Origin of the sequence: Nostoc favosum CHAB5714, assembly GCF_020829495.1 — a bacterium.
In the GTDB taxonomy this organism is placed as follows: Bacteria; Cyanobacteriota; Cyanobacteriia; order Cyanobacteriales; family Nostocaceae; genus Nostoc; species Nostoc favosum.
Window position 1 is genome coordinate 18,629 of the sequence record NZ_JAIVFQ010000023.1, and the last position, 14,173, is coordinate 32,801.

General features: G+C 42.8%; 18 protein-coding genes and 1 pseudogene. 8 read left to right on the forward strand and 11 right to left on the reverse strand.

The window, feature by feature from the left end; genetic code table 11:
• Window positions 1–63 precede the first annotated feature (63 nt).
• On the reverse strand, window positions 64–231 hold the full coding sequence (locus LC586_RS41910; protein ID WP_369010529.1) for a hypothetical protein: 168 nt from the start codon (window positions 229–231) through the stop codon (window positions 64–66).
• Between the two features lie 34 nt (window positions 232–265).
• Window positions 266–613: a hypothetical protein gene (locus tag LC586_RS16945; protein WP_229485932.1), complete on the reverse strand. Its 348-nt coding sequence runs from the start codon at window positions 611–613 to the stop codon at window positions 266–268.
• A gap of 6 nt (window positions 614–619) precedes the next feature.
• Between LC586_RS16945 and LC586_RS16950 the strand changes: the two genes are divergently transcribed.
• Window positions 620–760, forward strand: a complete 141-nt coding sequence (locus LC586_RS16950) for a hypothetical protein (RefSeq protein ID WP_229485933.1) — start codon at window positions 620–622, stop codon at window positions 758–760.
• A gap of 733 nt (window positions 761–1,493) precedes the next feature.
• Entirely contained in the window at window positions 1,494–1,730 is a 237-nt protein-coding gene (locus tag LC586_RS16955; RefSeq protein WP_229485934.1) for a hypothetical protein, read from the forward strand.
• A gap of 57 nt (window positions 1,731–1,787) precedes the next feature.
• Here the strand turns inward: LC586_RS16955 and LC586_RS16960 are convergent, their stop codons facing one another.
• From LC586_RS16960 to LC586_RS16970, 3 genes are all read right to left on the reverse strand, one after another.
• The gene (locus LC586_RS16960) at window positions 1,788–2,099 is read right to left on the reverse strand and encodes a Zn-binding domain-containing protein (RefSeq protein ID WP_309143383.1); all 312 of its coding nucleotides are present in this window, start codon (window positions 2,097–2,099) and stop codon (window positions 1,788–1,790) included.
• Between the two features lie 138 nt (window positions 2,100–2,237).
• A complete protein-coding gene (locus LC586_RS16965) occupies window positions 2,238–2,831 on the reverse strand; it encodes a thiamine phosphate synthase (protein ID WP_229485936.1) in 594 nt (197 codons plus the stop codon).
• Between the two features lie 579 nt (window positions 2,832–3,410).
• Complete coding sequence (locus LC586_RS16970; protein WP_267921691.1) at window positions 3,411–4,142, reverse strand: flavin monoamine oxidase family protein; 732 nt, start codon at window positions 4,140–4,142, stop codon at window positions 3,411–3,413.
• 192 nt (window positions 4,143–4,334) lie between these two features.
• Here LC586_RS16970 and LC586_RS16975 point away from each other — a divergent pair, with 192 nt between their 5' ends.
• Window positions 4,335–4,670 carry an HAD hydrolase-like protein gene (locus tag LC586_RS16975; RefSeq protein ID WP_229485938.1) on the forward strand — a complete coding sequence of 112 codons (336 nt, stop codon included), beginning with the start codon at window positions 4,335–4,337 and terminating at the stop codon, window positions 4,668–4,670.
• A gap of 237 nt (window positions 4,671–4,907) precedes the next feature.
• Here LC586_RS16975 and LC586_RS16980 read toward each other — a convergent pair whose 3' ends face one another.
• Window positions 4,908–5,756, reverse strand: coding sequence for a thermonuclease family protein (locus tag LC586_RS16980; RefSeq protein ID WP_229485939.1), 849 nt, complete (start codon window positions 5,754–5,756; stop codon window positions 4,908–4,910).
• Between the two features lie 158 nt (window positions 5,757–5,914).
• Between LC586_RS16980 and LC586_RS42670 the strand changes: the two are divergent.
• Window positions 5,915–6,007: pseudogene (locus LC586_RS42670) on the forward strand (IS982 family transposase); the annotation flags it as partial.
• A 221-nt stretch (window positions 6,008–6,228) separates the two neighbouring features.
• Here LC586_RS42670 and LC586_RS16985 read toward each other — a convergent pair.
• Window positions 6,229–6,429: a hypothetical protein gene (locus LC586_RS16985; protein ID WP_229485940.1), complete on the reverse strand. Its 201-nt coding sequence runs from the start codon at window positions 6,427–6,429 to the stop codon at window positions 6,229–6,231.
• 208 nt (window positions 6,430–6,637) lie between these two features.
• Here LC586_RS16985 and LC586_RS16990 point away from each other — a divergent pair, with 208 nt between their 5' ends.
• From LC586_RS16990 to LC586_RS17000, 3 genes are all read left to right on the forward strand, one after another.
• The gene (locus LC586_RS16990) at window positions 6,638–7,126 is read left to right on the forward strand and encodes a GIY-YIG nuclease family protein (RefSeq protein ID WP_229485987.1); all 489 of its coding nucleotides are present in this window, start codon (window positions 6,638–6,640) and stop codon (window positions 7,124–7,126) included.
• Window positions 7,127–7,799: 673 nt separating this feature from the next.
• On the forward strand, window positions 7,800–8,702 hold the full coding sequence (locus LC586_RS16995) for a phytanoyl-CoA dioxygenase family protein (RefSeq protein ID WP_229485941.1): 903 nt from the start codon (window positions 7,800–7,802) through the stop codon (window positions 8,700–8,702).
• Window positions 8,703–8,884: 182 nt separating this feature from the next.
• Complete coding sequence (locus LC586_RS17000; RefSeq protein WP_229485942.1) at window positions 8,885–9,202, forward strand: hypothetical protein; 318 nt, start codon at window positions 8,885–8,887, stop codon at window positions 9,200–9,202.
• A 268-nt stretch (window positions 9,203–9,470) separates the two neighbouring features.
• Here the strand turns inward: LC586_RS17000 and LC586_RS17005 are convergent, their stop codons facing one another.
• The gene (locus tag LC586_RS17005; RefSeq protein ID WP_229485943.1) at window positions 9,471–11,063 is read right to left on the reverse strand and encodes an alkaline phosphatase D family protein; all 1,593 of its coding nucleotides are present in this window, start codon (window positions 11,061–11,063) and stop codon (window positions 9,471–9,473) included.
• Window positions 11,064–11,531: 468 nt separating this feature from the next.
• Between LC586_RS17005 and LC586_RS17010 the strand changes: the two genes are divergently transcribed.
• The gene (locus tag LC586_RS17010) at window positions 11,532–12,083 is read left to right on the forward strand and encodes a hypothetical protein (protein ID WP_229485944.1); all 552 of its coding nucleotides are present in this window, start codon (window positions 11,532–11,534) and stop codon (window positions 12,081–12,083) included.
• Between the two features lie 101 nt (window positions 12,084–12,184).
• Here LC586_RS17010 and LC586_RS40685 read toward each other — a convergent pair whose 3' ends face one another.
• The 3 genes from LC586_RS40685 to LC586_RS17025 all read right to left on the reverse strand — a co-directional run bounded on the left by LC586_RS40685 (window position 12,185) and on the right by LC586_RS17025 (window position 14,173).
• Window positions 12,185–12,583, reverse strand: coding sequence for a 3'-5' exonuclease (locus tag LC586_RS40685; RefSeq protein WP_229485945.1), 399 nt, complete (start codon window positions 12,581–12,583; stop codon window positions 12,185–12,187).
• Window positions 12,584–12,616: 33 nt separating this feature from the next.
• Window positions 12,617–13,728 (reverse strand): IS630 family transposase gene (locus LC586_RS17020; protein ID WP_438822911.1). Its coding sequence is split into 2 segments (ribosomal slippage): window positions 12,617–13,308 and window positions 13,308–13,728, totalling 1,113 coding nucleotides; the frame shifts between segments, so codons are not numbered across the junction.
• A 43-nt stretch (window positions 13,729–13,771) separates the two neighbouring features.
• Entirely contained in the window at window positions 13,772–14,173 is a 402-nt protein-coding gene (locus tag LC586_RS17025; RefSeq protein WP_229485947.1) for a UvrD-helicase domain-containing protein, read from the reverse strand.

A 14,173-nucleotide genomic window follows, 5' to 3' on the forward strand; every position in this document is an offset into this window, starting at 1 on the left:
AAGCAAAGAGAATTCAAGAAGCTTTGTGCCTAGTTCAATATGGGTTTTCGGTATTCTGCACCGCTAAGGGCTAATTGCATCCAGTAAAAACAAACCCACATCTTTATGCAATGGTTCATTATGCTGTGGACAAGCCGTTGAATGTAAGCATCTTGGACAACCAGTTTCACAATCACATTCGGCTGCTAAAGCATAAGATACAGCAGCAAATTTTGTGAAGTCGGAGAAAATAGCTTCTGCTGCCCCATTCCCTCCTTCACAACTGTCAAAAAGACTGAAATACTACCTGGGGGATTTGTTGAATCTGCTCCGCAGTTGTTGTGATTGCGGCGTTGTTCTCTTCAAGGAATGTTGTGGAAGAAACTAAGTTGGCGTTACTTGTTTTAATTGATCCCAAAGCGATCGCTTCTTCCCAATCCCCAAATTGAGTTGGCTTAACCTCTTCAACGAACTTAACAATCAACCGTTTTCCTAATACTGCCATTACCTCGCCAACTCCATATTCCGGCGAGTAAACGTATTTACCTGCACTTAGCCATTCCGGGGGTTCTGGAACAGTTTGGTTGGCGGCACGGATAATTGCGGCGTAATCGGTTGGTTTGTTATCAGTCACAAATTTATGTTTCTGCTAGCAGTAAATTATTTGTTACTGACTGCCAGTATAGGACTTAACGGCAAGCAGCAAATGCCCACCCGTCCAGATGGTAGCTTCCAGAGTATGCAGGATAACCAGAATTTTGAACAGCATCAGAAGCAATAAATCAGGATTTATTATCTCTTATGTCAGGATTTGTTAATTTATTCAAGGTGATTGAGCTATTTACCCCCAATTTTGTAAATATAGATACAGAAATTATTTATTTTACTCTTTCTGGTCTAGTTGAAGAGAGTAATGCTTGCAAGTTTTAATAGATTACAGACACAGAAAGCCTATGTCCCATCAAACAGTTTCGGTTAATTCGACCGCCCCGACTCTGGCAAACCAGATCACTTCAGGTTGGAACCCCGTCTGCCACATCACGTACAACCGAGATACCTAGGTAAAGTTGCTCCAACCACCCAGTGACTATGCTTTTGAGGAAGCCAAGTTGCTCTGCCAGGAATCCCCAGTGACCTGGGTTGCCTGGGTGCCAGGTTACGGTGAAGTGGTACTTGATCGGAGTGATTTCTATTGCTAATTAAAAGCACGGTTGATATACCCACCAGCTATTTCGCTAATGTTTTATTTGCCAGGTTAACAATGCAAGGTCAAAACAATTCAAAATTCAAAATTATCAATTCAAAATTGCAATTCTTTTGGGGCTTGAACCCACCACTGATTGAAGACCACTGAACTTCGTTCAGTGGGGGCTTGTACCCAGAATTGATCAATTCAAAATAAATCTTCTTCTTAATGCGTACATTTTGAATTTTGAATTTTGAATTCAAAAAATGGTCAAGGTCTGGCTGGTATGGGTAAGTAAGTAATTCAGGTATTAAACAGGTTGAGTGTGATGAACGTCGATTCGGCTATTGATTGGGATGAAATATTTGAGTATCTGCCGGGGACAGTGGTAGAACTCAAAAATAATCCTGGGGTTTTGCATCAGATTGATTACTATGAAACCACGATGGTTCCTCCAATCTGGTTGGTGAACGATCCGCGTCCGCGTTACCCTCACGAGTTGCAAATTGTCTCTCGTCGTGACATCCAGGTTTGTGACATAGGGTCGCAGGTTGTTGCATTCTGAGCAAGTGCTGCCTCTGGTATTTAGCATGAATTAACCACCAAAAATTGAACTTGAATTTTAAGAATTGAGTGTAGCTTGGCTAATAACCTCTAACAAGAACAAACCTACATCCTTGAGCAGTGGTTCATTTTGCCCAGGACAAGCAGTTGAATGTAAGCATCTTGGACAACCCATGTCACAACCACATTCACTAGCTAAAGCATAAGCTGCGGCTGCAAACTTGGGAAAATCTGTGAAAATGGCTTCTACTGCACCATTACCCCCATTACAAGTATCGAAGAAGTAACCGATATTCCTAGTTTCCTTCTGCACAATTATTTCATCTACATCGAAGCTTGAAGATAAAACTACTAATGGTACAGCCTTGATTCACACGTTGACTCGGCGGCTTCTCTTGTGCTGTATGTGGATGAGACGTACCGCTCTAACAAGCACTGGAAGGGTAATCTCTGCTGGGGCTATGCAAATGCTAATAGCGCTAAGAAAAAGGCATCAAGGAAAAATATTTTATTTTTTAAACATACTAATTGCTGCAACACCAGACGCACCAGCATCAAGACATTTTTGATAATTTTTTTCGTTAATTCCCCCAAGAGCAAAAACTTTCATTTGTGTTGATTTGCAAGCTTTAGTGAGCATATCTAGACCAATACCTTTTGCTTCTGGATGAGTTGGGGTCGCAAAAATAGGTGAAAAAAATACATAGTCTAATCCTTCATCCTCTGCCTCTTTTATAGATTTTAATGAGTGACATGATTTTCCAAACAGTATACTATTGCTTTTTGCCTCTGGCATTTTAATTTGGTCTTTTTCTCTAAAATGAAAAGCACTAACTAAAGAAGATTTATAATTTAGAGAAAATGGTAAAATAATTGGCAATTCTTTGTAGGATAGATTCTCAATAATTATATCTATAATTTCTCTATTTGCCTCATATAATCTTATATAACACGAATCTGCACCGTTGCTGATAGCTCTATTTACCCATTTAGTAACTTGAGCAGAAATTTTTGATTTGTCAGAACAAATTATTTCGGAATTCTCTCCTGACAACATATCAAATATGGCGATTTTTTTAAAAGGTTTTATTGTTTCTTTCATAGAACCCTTCTTTGATTTTTACAGTAATGGTTGTAGCAGGAGTCTGATTTTGAAGTGGCGCAGTCCATTTAACAAGGAGAACTGGGAGCGCTGGGGGCAACCGTTTAGTTAGAAAAAGTAAAGTTTAGTATCAAAGTAAATCCGCTCTTTTAATAGAGTGATAACTTATTAATTGAGGCCCTATAGCTTCATAGACAGATTTGACAGCCTGTTTGTTCAATTTAGTAAGAGGTAAAGACGCTGTTGTATTGCAATCTGTCCCATCAAGTAACAACAACACCCAACTCGAACGCTGATATTTCCTCCTAGTGGTAAACAGAGGGCGCTGTAACTGATTGCTCAGTAGGCCTTAATCAGTACAACCCTGAACGGATGATGGATGTGAGGAAATAACTAAGTGAGTAGAGCTTGGGTGTTGTTATTTTGGGAATATATATAAGCAACGCCTAACTGCACTATCCCCACTTGTCAGTGATGACTAAAACTCAGCCATTGCAAAGATTTACATCTAAGCGTACATTCCTTGACTTTTAAATGTTTACCGTAATAATCTGTAAAAAAGTGTGAAAAATCTGCGTTTCATGTCATAGCGAAAGCTAGAATTTGCTTTGCTGCTCGTTGTCCACTGCGAATTGCTCCCTCCATATAGCCACAATATTCAACGGGAGCGGTATGTTCTCCTGCAAAAATGACTCCTCCGGCAGAGTAGGGTAAATCAGAGCGCCAGCTTTTCAAGTCTCTAGGAACGAAATAGCAGTAAGATCCCTGTGACCAAGGATCAGCACTCCAGTCATGAGTTGCAGTTGCGAACGCTTTGGGAGCATTTGGCTTAAGCGTGGATACTGTTTGTTGTGCTAACTCAACGGAGTGTCCAACAACATTTCGGCTAGGTGTCCCACTGCTTGTACAAGCAAGAATTCCCGCTTCACCTGTCTGAGTTAGGGTAGATTCCCAGACCGTTTGATAAGGTGTTTCTGCCACGACTAACCCCCAACTGGATTGCTGCCAGAAACGGTTGGAGTACTGAAGTAAAGTCTTAACCGATATCCCATAGGGCAAGTGAGCGATCGCCTCTCGTTGTGCCTCTATAAGCGGAACTTCAATAGACAAATGGCGCAAAACACTCCAGGGAATTGTGACAACAATCCAGTCGGCAAATACTTCAACCTGTCCCTGAACCGTTTTTAAACTCACGGCAACAGTTTGTTCTTGCTGCCCAATCCGCACAACTGGGGTATTAAGATGGATGCAATCGCCCAAAAAGTGAGCAAATGACATTGCAAGTTGACTACTGCCACCTCGAATTCGCAAATTGGGGTAAATATAGCGTAGCTGACACCAGGGGCAAGATGAGCTGAAAGTATTACTGTATAAGCTTTATAACTGTCGCTTTTTGATAAATCATCTAAGCCTTGTTTGCTTCTTGTTAGAGAAGGCTGTAACGAAAGAACAAGGGTTTCAGTCCTGTAACTTGCATACTACAAACCTCGGTTCTAGGTAAAATTGTACTACTTTGCCCCTAGTGTCAGCTACGCTATATTTACCCCTGTTAAACTTGCTGATCACACAGGTGACAATTTCTTAGAGGAAAAATTCAGATATAGAAAACCTGGGACTGGGATGATTTATCAGGCTGTATTTGATTTTGGAATTGATTTAACTAAGTCATGGATGATAGGAGATAGAGACGAGGATTATAAGGCAGCGATCGCAGCCGGGGTCAACTTTATGTGGGCTGATATTTGGCACATGAGATTTACTCCGGGTATGTATGAAATTAAATCTGCTACGCCACAGCAAGTAAAATTTTTAGATAGAAAAAATTTAAATTTAAATTAATATTCTCTATTAAACAATAATAATGCTATTAACAAAACCTGAAATACAACAAGTTTTAGAGCAAGTTAAAGCTGCTTTTCCCAACTTGACTGATTGGGAATACAACAATTAACATGAAAATCCGATTTTTAAACTCGCAATATGTCGCCGCTTACCGCGAACTGCGTTTACAAGCGTTGAGGGGGTTCAGCCTTAATTCTTGCTCAAAAATGTTTAAGTCCCGTTAGAAAAAGGTTTTTATGCAAAGACAGAGGACGTAGTGATACTAGCAGCCAGACGCTCTAAGCGGACATCCGACTCAAACACCATCTCTTCAGGTTTATACAGCATTTTTATCTTGTTCCCATCCACTTTTAGCGTAGTAGAAAACTTAATCGAACGTTGATCAGGAATGGTAAAAAGCCGATCTTTTCCTCTGGATAACTCTCGAATAAACTCCTTAATTCCTTTATCGCGGTTAGATGGACGTTGATAAAACGATTGCAACCGCCGCCAAAGTTTAGGAAAGATAGGTGGTAAGGCTGAGAGGTCAGGAGGAATATCTACTTCAAATCCATCCATTGAGCGGTCAGCAGACCAAATTTCTCGATTTTCTGCTCGTGCCTCCTCAGTTGCAGCCACCATCTCATCCCGCAACTCTTTATAAAGGGTTTCATAAAACATCGGGTAGACATGTCCCTCCTGGAGCAACCTGTAGTTGACGCTTTGACGCAGCATGTCTGCTTGAAGTTCATCTCCTCTTCCGGTGTTGTCCCAATCTGGTGGCTCGCCAGTAAAGACAAAGCAAACAGGACGTCCATTGCCGTCAGCATTGTTAGATAGGATATATCCGGGTAACCTGGATTGATTGCCACCGAGTAATTGGATATTCCGTTTGGTTGCATTTGAGGAAAAGGGTTGAATTGCCGCTTTCTCAAGAGCATCTATACCTTCGTAGCGAAGCTGAACTTGTCCACCATTTTTGAATTCAATTCGCCCCTCTAACTTATCAAACAATGTATCATCCTCTGCCTGAAACCGAACTGAATCTCCATCGGGAACCCCACTGGTTGGTTCAAAAGTCCCTCGAATCAGCACAAACGGCATAATTTTGTCCTTAGTATTGAAAAGTTTAATAGATTAATCCAAGATACAATCAGGACGCATGTAATTTAATGCTACATTGGCTGCAAATACATTAATTTTACATAAATTTTTGGCTAATTTCACTTCAGAGCAGCTAATTCTCAAACTTTTGTAGCGTTACTCAGATGTTCCCAAAATCAATTCATGACGTCACGATAAAAGGTTTTTTGCTCAAACTCAGAGCTTTTATCTTTGCCTTCACCTTAGAATAGGCATTCTTGTAACTAGCAACTTGAGTAAGTAGAAAAACTCGCGTTTTTAGAATCTGAGCTTGACGTTAAGCAAGTGCGGATTGAATATCAAAGACCATAATTCTTTGACAGCCTTCTGATGATCGCGTTGCGAAAGCTTATGTGGACTGAATAATAAGGTATTCAATCCACCATTGTTGAGTTGAGTTACTCAGTTAAACCTTGACTCGTCGGAGTCAGTTTTACTCCTGATCCTGATCAATTTTTTCGATATCATCAGGTGTACCAGTGGCAGAAATTTTTGATGTACCAGATTTACCTGCACCTGAATTGCCGCCAGAAGCGCTATTCCCCCCTGAGTGTTTAGAATCAGTGTTGCCTTGTTCATCTTGAAGCTGTTCAAGGCGGTTTTTTTCTTGAGCTTTATCTTTTTGGTCAGCCATATTTTAAAAACATTTTTAGCGTAGCGATCGCTATATACTCTACCACTTTCGTTATTCTGGCGACACCAAAAGCAAATGCTCTTAATTGTCAGTTCTCTTGGATAATCAGCTAGTCGGCACGCTCCCCGTAATACCCTTGCAACCCAATCAGCTAAACCTATTTCCAGAAGTGAAACCCACGCCAGCACGTAGAGCAGAGGGGCTGGTGATGAGTGCTGATGCCCTGCTGAAGTGGAAATCTCAGATTTTGGACTATCAGCAGAAGGTGAGGGAGAGCAAACCACCACAGCAGACGGCATTGTTTGACCTTGCACCCAACCATTGCGACCCTGACCGGATTGATCCGTTGCAGTTGTCAGTGCGATCGCTCTCTTTTTGGAGGATGCCAGCTGATAGCCCCGGCGATGCGTGTCTTTACTTTGTTGTTGACTCTGCGGCTGGCCTGATTTTATATGTAGGGGAAACTTGCAGAAGTAACAAGCGCTGGAAAGGGATTCACGCCTGCAAGGATTACATCGCCAGCTATCAGGATTTGCATTATCGCTATGAGATGAAGACAGCAGTCAACATCGCGTTTTGGTGGGACACCCCCACAGACCGACGCGCACGGCAAGAATTGGAATTGAGTTTAATTTTGAAGTGGCGCAGTCCATTTAATAAAGAGAACTGGGAGCGCTGGGGGCAACCGTTTAGTTAGAAAAAGTAAAGTTTAGTATCAAAGTAAATCCCCTCTTTTAATAGAGTGATAACTTATTAATTGAAGCCCTATAGCTTCATAGGCAGATTTGACAGCCGATGTTCAATTTAGTAAGAGGTAAAAACGCTGTTATATTGCAATCTGTCTGGTCAACTAAGAACAACACCCAACTCGAACGCTGATATTTCCTCCTAGTGGTAAACAGAGGGCGCTGTAACTGATTGTTTAATCAGTACAACCCTGAACGAATGATAGATGTGAGGAAATAACTAAGCCAGTAGAACTTGGGTGTTGTTGTTTTGGGAATGTAAGCGCTCGCCTAATTGCACTATCCCCTTCAACAGCAGAATAATTAGTTGATTATTATTGGTCTTAATAGTTTTTATTCTGGTTTACCGAACTGAGCAATTAGAGTAAACCGTAATCTTTTTTTAGTTCTACTTAAGTGCGGTAATCATCATATTATTAGGTGATAAGAACCGAATTTACAGAAGTTTTAACCATACTTATTATGAATACATAAGCACAAAAGTAAGTGCAAAAACGATTAAACAAGAGCTAATTAGGGGCAAATATAGCGTCGTTGACACCAGGGGCAAACTAAACACTAATCCCGCCCACGATGACCCCTGTTATAACCTTGTTTTAAAACGCTCTCACGGATGAGATTGGGATGAATACCGCCGCACACGAAGTTGCCCTTGACTACACTAACACCGTCCAAGCCGAGAAAACAGAAGACATCTCCCCAACCGCGCTCGATGAGCAGTACGATACTGCCACCATAATGGGCGGACTCTACGGCGACGGGATTATTGGATTGAAAGGAGCATTTGAGCCGACGTGGGCAGATCGCCTCGGTGAGGATATTGAGGTTCTCTTCTCAGAAGCGCTCGCCCGTCCTAGAGGGGCGGTAGGGCGGGGGCCTAACCGATACTACGTAGAGATTCACCCGGAGAGAATCAGGGGGTTTCTCGACCTCGTGACACATCCTTGGGTAGTGGCAGTGTCAACCGCAGTTCTCTCTAAGGACTATAAAATCGTGGAGATTGGGTTCGACGTGCCTCTGACTGGCTCCATGAATCAGCCGTGGCACCGCGACTTTCTGGCGCCCGAAGCCACTCTGACAGGACGCAGGCTCAACTCGCTTGCCTTCAACTTGACCACGGTGGATGTCGAAGAGGACATGGGGCCGTTCGAGATAGCGCCCGGTACTCAGTGGGATCGGCCAATTGGCTTCAAACACGAAATGTTTCCGCCCAAATCTCTTTATGGCCGATACCAGGAGCGCACCGTGAGGAAGCTCCCAAAGCGTGGAGATATATCTGTCCGGTCAGCGCTGACCATTCATCGGGGTACAGCCAACCAATCCCAAAAATCGCGGCCAGCGCTAGTGCTTGGTGTGGATGCTCCAGATGCCCAAAACGCAAAGCGGCACGATCTCCAGTTTACTCAGTCTTACTACGAGACTATCCCTGTAGAACACCGAAAGCACTTCGCCTGCCGGATCGTTGACGCACTAGAACCTATCGTACAAGCGCATACGATCGAAGGACTCGTTATGGGGGAGGCTTAACATAACCTGAGTTCAGGTTAAAACACATTATTAGCACATAAAGATTACTGCCTTCTCCCTGCAAAAACAATGTGCTAATAAGGTATTTCACTGTATTAGTGCATAAAAATTACTGTTAAATGCGGTATAAACAACTTTACTGTCAAATCTAAAATCTATGTATAACAAAAGCTTAAGGGGCGATGCCTACGGCGGCAAGCTACGCTCCTACTGTTAGTCTTCCCTTAATAATGGGTGCGATCGCCTGCGACGGGCTACGCCTGCCTGGGGTTTCCTCGCTTGTAAAAGTTGAAATTACAGCGCCATGTTCAAAGGTTCTGGCAATTTGGCATCACTTGTCTCTGAATTGCCGTTTAAATGAGATATCAACAGAACAGAACAGCCACAAATCGCCTAAGTTGACCCAACGCTGTAGAACTCAGCAGCCAACCCACAGCGCTCGGTCATCGCAACTCTTGGAGACGCTGCGCGAACGCTACAACTGGCTAGTAATGTACTAGAAAATAAATAGTAAATGTGCGATGGCGTACCCGCCCTTTCCGGTGGCGATCGCAATAAAGCGTAAGCAAAAAGCTCCTTAATCGTGTAATCTACAAGGCATTGAGCCGAAACCCTTGTGATTTCCTGTAAGATGGTCTGAAAAACCTTATCCTGTCTGCCTTTGATAATTCGCTACATCAGAGTCAAAAAAGCCTCTATTTACAACGAAAAATCAAGCTTTTTAAACTCATATTGCAGGAAATTACAAACATCTCGGCTTGATACCTACTAAACTTTTGCTACAACTCCCTGATTTGGCAACTCGAAGGAAGCTGCTGTAATGACAGGTGCATTTGGATTGGACACGGTAATTTCAGTAGGTTGAGATTGAGGCAGCAGTCGGTAGTCAGTACGCCAGCGTTCGCGGTTCAGATCGCAGCGAACATAACCGCGCAGTCTACCATTGAAATATTTCACCCACGGGTTCTGTGGCAATGCTGCTTCTACGTCGAATGTCCAAGGACAGCTTGAACTGATCGAAGTACCAACAAACTCAGTCGCTACTGTTTGTGAGTTGGGGTCGTCGAAGTTAGCCTTCAGGTCATTAACCCAGCTAGAATGCCAGTCACCAGTAATGACTACGGGGTTCGACGGGCGGCGTTGCTGGATGAAACCGAGAATGCGATTGCGAGAGGCAACATAACCATCCCACTGGTCAAGGTTGAAGACTTCTCCTGCTCCGGTATCGTAGTCAAACTGAGCCATGATAGTCTGTTGGGCAATGACGTTCCAGCGTGCGCCAGAGCGATCCAGTCCCTCAAACAGCCACCGCTCTTGCTCCGAACCAGTCATTGTAGCAGTTGGGTCAGTAGCAAGAGCGCATCGCGGCTTACGTCCGTCACCACAGGGTTGATTGGTACGGTACTGGCGGGTATCTAGGACGTTGAATTCAACGAGATCGCCAAAAGTCAACCGTCGGTAGAGCTGCAAATCAAGACCTCTAGGCTTTGAGAAGTCCCGCAGTGGCATGTGTTCATAATATGCCTGAAAAGCAGCAGCACGGCGGGCAAGGAACACCGAGCGTGACTGTGCTTCGGGGTCTTGAGGAATTTCGTCTGCCCAATTATTGTCAACTTCGTGGTCGTCCCAAGTGACTAGCCAAGGAAATGCAGCATGAGTTGCTTGTAGGTGTGGGTCAGTCTTGTACAGAGCGTGACGGTTACGGTACTCCTGCAAGGTAAATGGCTCACCATTGCCATCGTGCGATCGCAGCGCAGTTGTACTCGGTGGGCCTTCATAAATATAATCACCGAGATGAACCACTAAGTCTAAATCCTCTTGAGCCATATTTTTGTAGGCGGCATAATAACCACTTTGCCAGTTTTGACAGGAAGCGAAGGCAAAGCGGAAGCGCTCAACGCGATCGCGCGGGTTAGGAGCAGTGCGAGTCCGCCCAATAGGACTGACTTGATTACCTACTCTGAAGCGATACCAGTACCATCGTGCAGGTTGTAATCCTTGCACTTCTACATGAACAGAGTGTCCAAATTCTGGAGTAGCCATCTGTGTGCCACTGCGGACAACTTGCCGCATCTTTTCGTCGGTAGCAACCTGCCACTGCACTGGAACATTATATGGTGGCATCCCACCACCATTGAGCGGATCGGGGGCTAAACGCGTCCACAGCACTACATTATCTGGAAGTGGTTCACCAGAAGCAACACCCAGACTAAAAGGATAATTAGAAAATCGGGGTTGGGCGAGAACTTTGTTAGACCATTGATTGGCGATCGCAAAACCAGTTAAGGCTCCAGTTCCAATCAACACTTGTCGCCGTCTCAAGCGACTTGATAGCAAGCGCTCGAAGTTGAAGTTCTGCATATACTCCCCTGATTGTCGCGTTTGAATCACAGCAAAGTGTAACAGCGCAACTTTAATCCCTCTTTGCAATCAGGTTAAGTGTTGATTATTCCAACACAACCCTAATTGTTTTACCTGAACTAATAGTGCTTTAATACTTGGGTTGGGGCGTTTTATAATTTAGGCTATTTTTTCATCAATATCCTTATCCAACAAGGGTTTCAGAAATACCGTGCATTTGCCCTGTTGTCTACACTATCTACAAATGTAGACGTTAGGGAGAGAGTTTCCTCGCTTGAATCATGCTGCTTTAACTGTGACCTTGAAGAGTGCTGTCTCCAAACGACTGGTAAATTCAACAGGAGCAATTGCTTAATTTCCTCTCTTGATTGGGGGGCGCGTAGCTTGCCGCCGTAGGCAGTAGGCATCGCCTAACACCTAAAATACTGCTATGGTCAATTACTACCAGATTGCTTTATAGGAAAAGTTATGAATGAGACTTTAGCAGCCACACTAGGGGAATTACAAGCACAAATATATTGGTTACATGATGCTGAGGAGTTTACAGAATTGGCATTAGCAGCAGCTACTATATATATGAAACTTGGTTATACTCAACAGCAGGCAGAAACGGCAGGTAACTTAATTAGTCAGGCTTATCAATTAGCGGATGATGCTGCTTTAGCCCAAGAAGCAGGTAATTTTGACAAAGAAATGCAGTTTTATTATCAAGCTAAAGATAAATTAACCCAAGTAGAAACTACATTAGTTTATCAAACCAGTATCGCCATACATCAAATGAAATGGTGGATGTATTTTCGTCATAAACAAAAATTACAAATTCTGCTCCACTTATTTTTACAAAATTTTAAAGCGGTAGGGTTGATTAACTTACTTACTGCTCTTAAACTTACATATTTTCTAATGGAAATAGGCAGAGTTCACAAATCGCGTGACATCGAAACCACGAAACATAATGCTATAAAATACTGGACAGAATTATTGAAAATCAAACCGCCACAATATCCTTATCTTGGTTAAACTGCTTATTTTTAGGCTTGAGCGCGATTGGTAAACTACGCATCCTTAACTTTTCCTCTAAGAATGGGGAGAGCGATTGCTTGAATGAAGGATAAATACAATCAAATTACTGCCACTTTACCTAATACCGTCTCCAAGCGGTTGGTAAATTCTGATGAGCGATCGCAACTCAAAATCAGTTGCTCCATTGCCCGTGTCATCGCCACATACAATAGTCGCGCTTCTTCTTCTGGTGTACCGTGTCCGTACTGGTCAGGCATAAAACCAATACCAGGAATAAGCACCACTGGGAACTCTAGCCCTTTGCTGGAGTGCATGGTTATGAGTTTGATGCTTTGTTCGTCCGGGTGATAGTTGCGGCTGTCACTGCTGGCGTTTACCCACTCTATTGGTATTTGGGCTTGTTGGAAGTCGTTGTAGATGCGATCGCCCATAAAGTTGGAGCGGTAAATAATTGCTATTTCGTTCCAGGGGATATCTCGCTCGTGTAATTGTTGCACTCGCTCTGCTAGTAGTCTGCCAAGGCAACTTTGCTAGGTTAAACTCGGATATAAGCGCTGCATTTTTCTACGAGCATCTTTAGTTTGAAAACCCCAATAGACACTGGCTTTTTGTTGATTACGCTGTTTCTCCCAAGCGGCGATTTCGGAAGTTAACGTTTCTGCATTAGGAATACGCCGTTCTAAACATTGACGGGATAAAACAGATAACTCAATTTCTACTTGATTTAACCAAGAAGCGTGTTTAGGAGTATAGTGAAACTCTAATTTTTGAATAATTCGACGTGCTTCTTGTGGCGAAAACACCTCGTATAATGCACTTGGAGTATGAATATTTAGATTATCAACAACTAAACGAATCACATCAGCTTGGGGGTAATAAACATCTACTAAATCTTTTAATTGTTTTGCCAAATCTACTTTTGTACGACGCTGTGTGACTTCAATATGTCTCCACCCTGCTAAAGGCTCGAAAAATGCAAATAAATTTACAACTCCATTGCGTTTATACTCATAATCATAACGTTCAGGCTGATCTGGTTCTGGTGGCAAAGGAAGTCTTACTTCTTCTACTAATTGATATGGACGTTCATCTAGACAGACTGTAGATTTTTTCGGATTATATGACTCATTGTACAAATCCAAAACATCCTCCATTCTGAATACATACTCTGCGTTAACTTCGGGAATACACCACTGTTCTTTTAACCACGGTTTAATCTCGTTTTTTTTAGAGTTTGACGTATTGTTTCGTCGGAAATTGAATCTATTATCCCAAGGTTTACTAAGTGATCCGCTAATAATTGCATTGTCCAACGCACTCTCCCCTCTGGCGGATTAGAACAAGCCGTTGCAATCAAAAATGCTTCTTGCTTTTCATCTAATTTTTGAGGTTTTGGTGGATGTGGTTCATCCTTTAGCGCAAAATCTAATCCACCAATGACAAATTTTTCTCGTGTCCGTTGTACTGTTGCAACATGAACTCTAACTCTATCAGCGATCGCTGAGTCTGTTTCATCTTCAGCAGCCATCAAAAGAATGTTTGCACGGGTTATAGTTCTTGCCTTGTGCTTACCTTTCTTTATTATTGATTGCAGTTGAGCAACTTCATCTTCACTCAAGTCAACGATGTACTTCTTTGCCATATTATTCCCTGTTTTTAGCTAGTTTACCAATCACAGGTATTACTTAGCAAACTTTGCTTGGCAGACTACTAGAGTCGGGTTTGGGGATGTTGTACTTTTTGAGTAAATCCATGCACCAGCCATGAAAGTGTCTTACTCGGATGCGACTAATTTTGTTTGGGTCTTCTTGAACCACTTGCCTAAGTTTGGCAGCAAGAGAGACATTGAAACATAACACTAAAATTGGTTTATTACTGACTTGTGCAAGGTGCTGACAACGGTAGGCTAAAATCATGGTTTTTCCTGAACCCGCTACACCATGAATTACCCGATGCCCATCACCTAAACTCCTGGCTAACTGTTCCTGTTGCAAATCCATAATTTTGAGAATGTCGGGGATTTGCAACTGTGGTGATTCTCCGGTGGTGTCTACATCAAATAAAGATAACTGCTTGGCACATCGCAT

Bases quoted from the DNA above. Each gene is read 5' to 3' on its own strand.
- LC586_RS16950 (WP_229485933.1), top strand. From the start codon at position 620: ATGTTTCTGCTAGCAGTAAATTATTTGTTACTGACTGCCAGTATAGGA.
- LC586_RS16955 (WP_229485934.1), top strand. From the start codon at position 1,494: ATGAACGTCGATTCGGCTATTGATTGGGATGAAATATTTGAGTATCTG.
- LC586_RS16965 (WP_229485936.1), bottom strand. From the start codon at position 2,831: ATGAAAGAAACAATAAAACCTTTTAAAAAAATCGCCATATTTGATATG.
- LC586_RS16980 (WP_229485939.1), bottom strand. From the start codon at position 5,756: ATGCCGTTTGTGCTGATTCGAGGGACTTTTGAACCAACCAGTGGGGTT.
- LC586_RS16985 (WP_229485940.1), bottom strand. From the start codon at position 6,429: ATGGCTGACCAAAAAGATAAAGCTCAAGAAAAAAACCGCCTTGAACAG.
- LC586_RS16990 (WP_229485987.1), top strand. From the start codon at position 6,638: ATGAGTGCTGATGCCCTGCTGAAGTGGAAATCTCAGATTTTGGACTAT.
- LC586_RS16995 (WP_229485941.1), top strand. From the start codon at position 7,800: ATGAATACCGCCGCACACGAAGTTGCCCTTGACTACACTAACACCGTC.
- LC586_RS17000 (WP_229485942.1), top strand. From the start codon at position 8,885: ATGCCTACGGCGGCAAGCTACGCTCCTACTGTTAGTCTTCCCTTAATA.
- LC586_RS17005 (WP_229485943.1), bottom strand. From the start codon at position 11,063: ATGCAGAACTTCAACTTCGAGCGCTTGCTATCAAGTCGCTTGAGACGG.
- LC586_RS17010 (WP_229485944.1), top strand. From the start codon at position 11,532: ATGAATGAGACTTTAGCAGCCACACTAGGGGAATTACAAGCACAAATA.
- LC586_RS17025 (WP_229485947.1), bottom strand. From the start codon at position 14,173: ATGCGATGTGCCAAGCAGTTATCTTTATTTGATGTAGACACCACCGGA.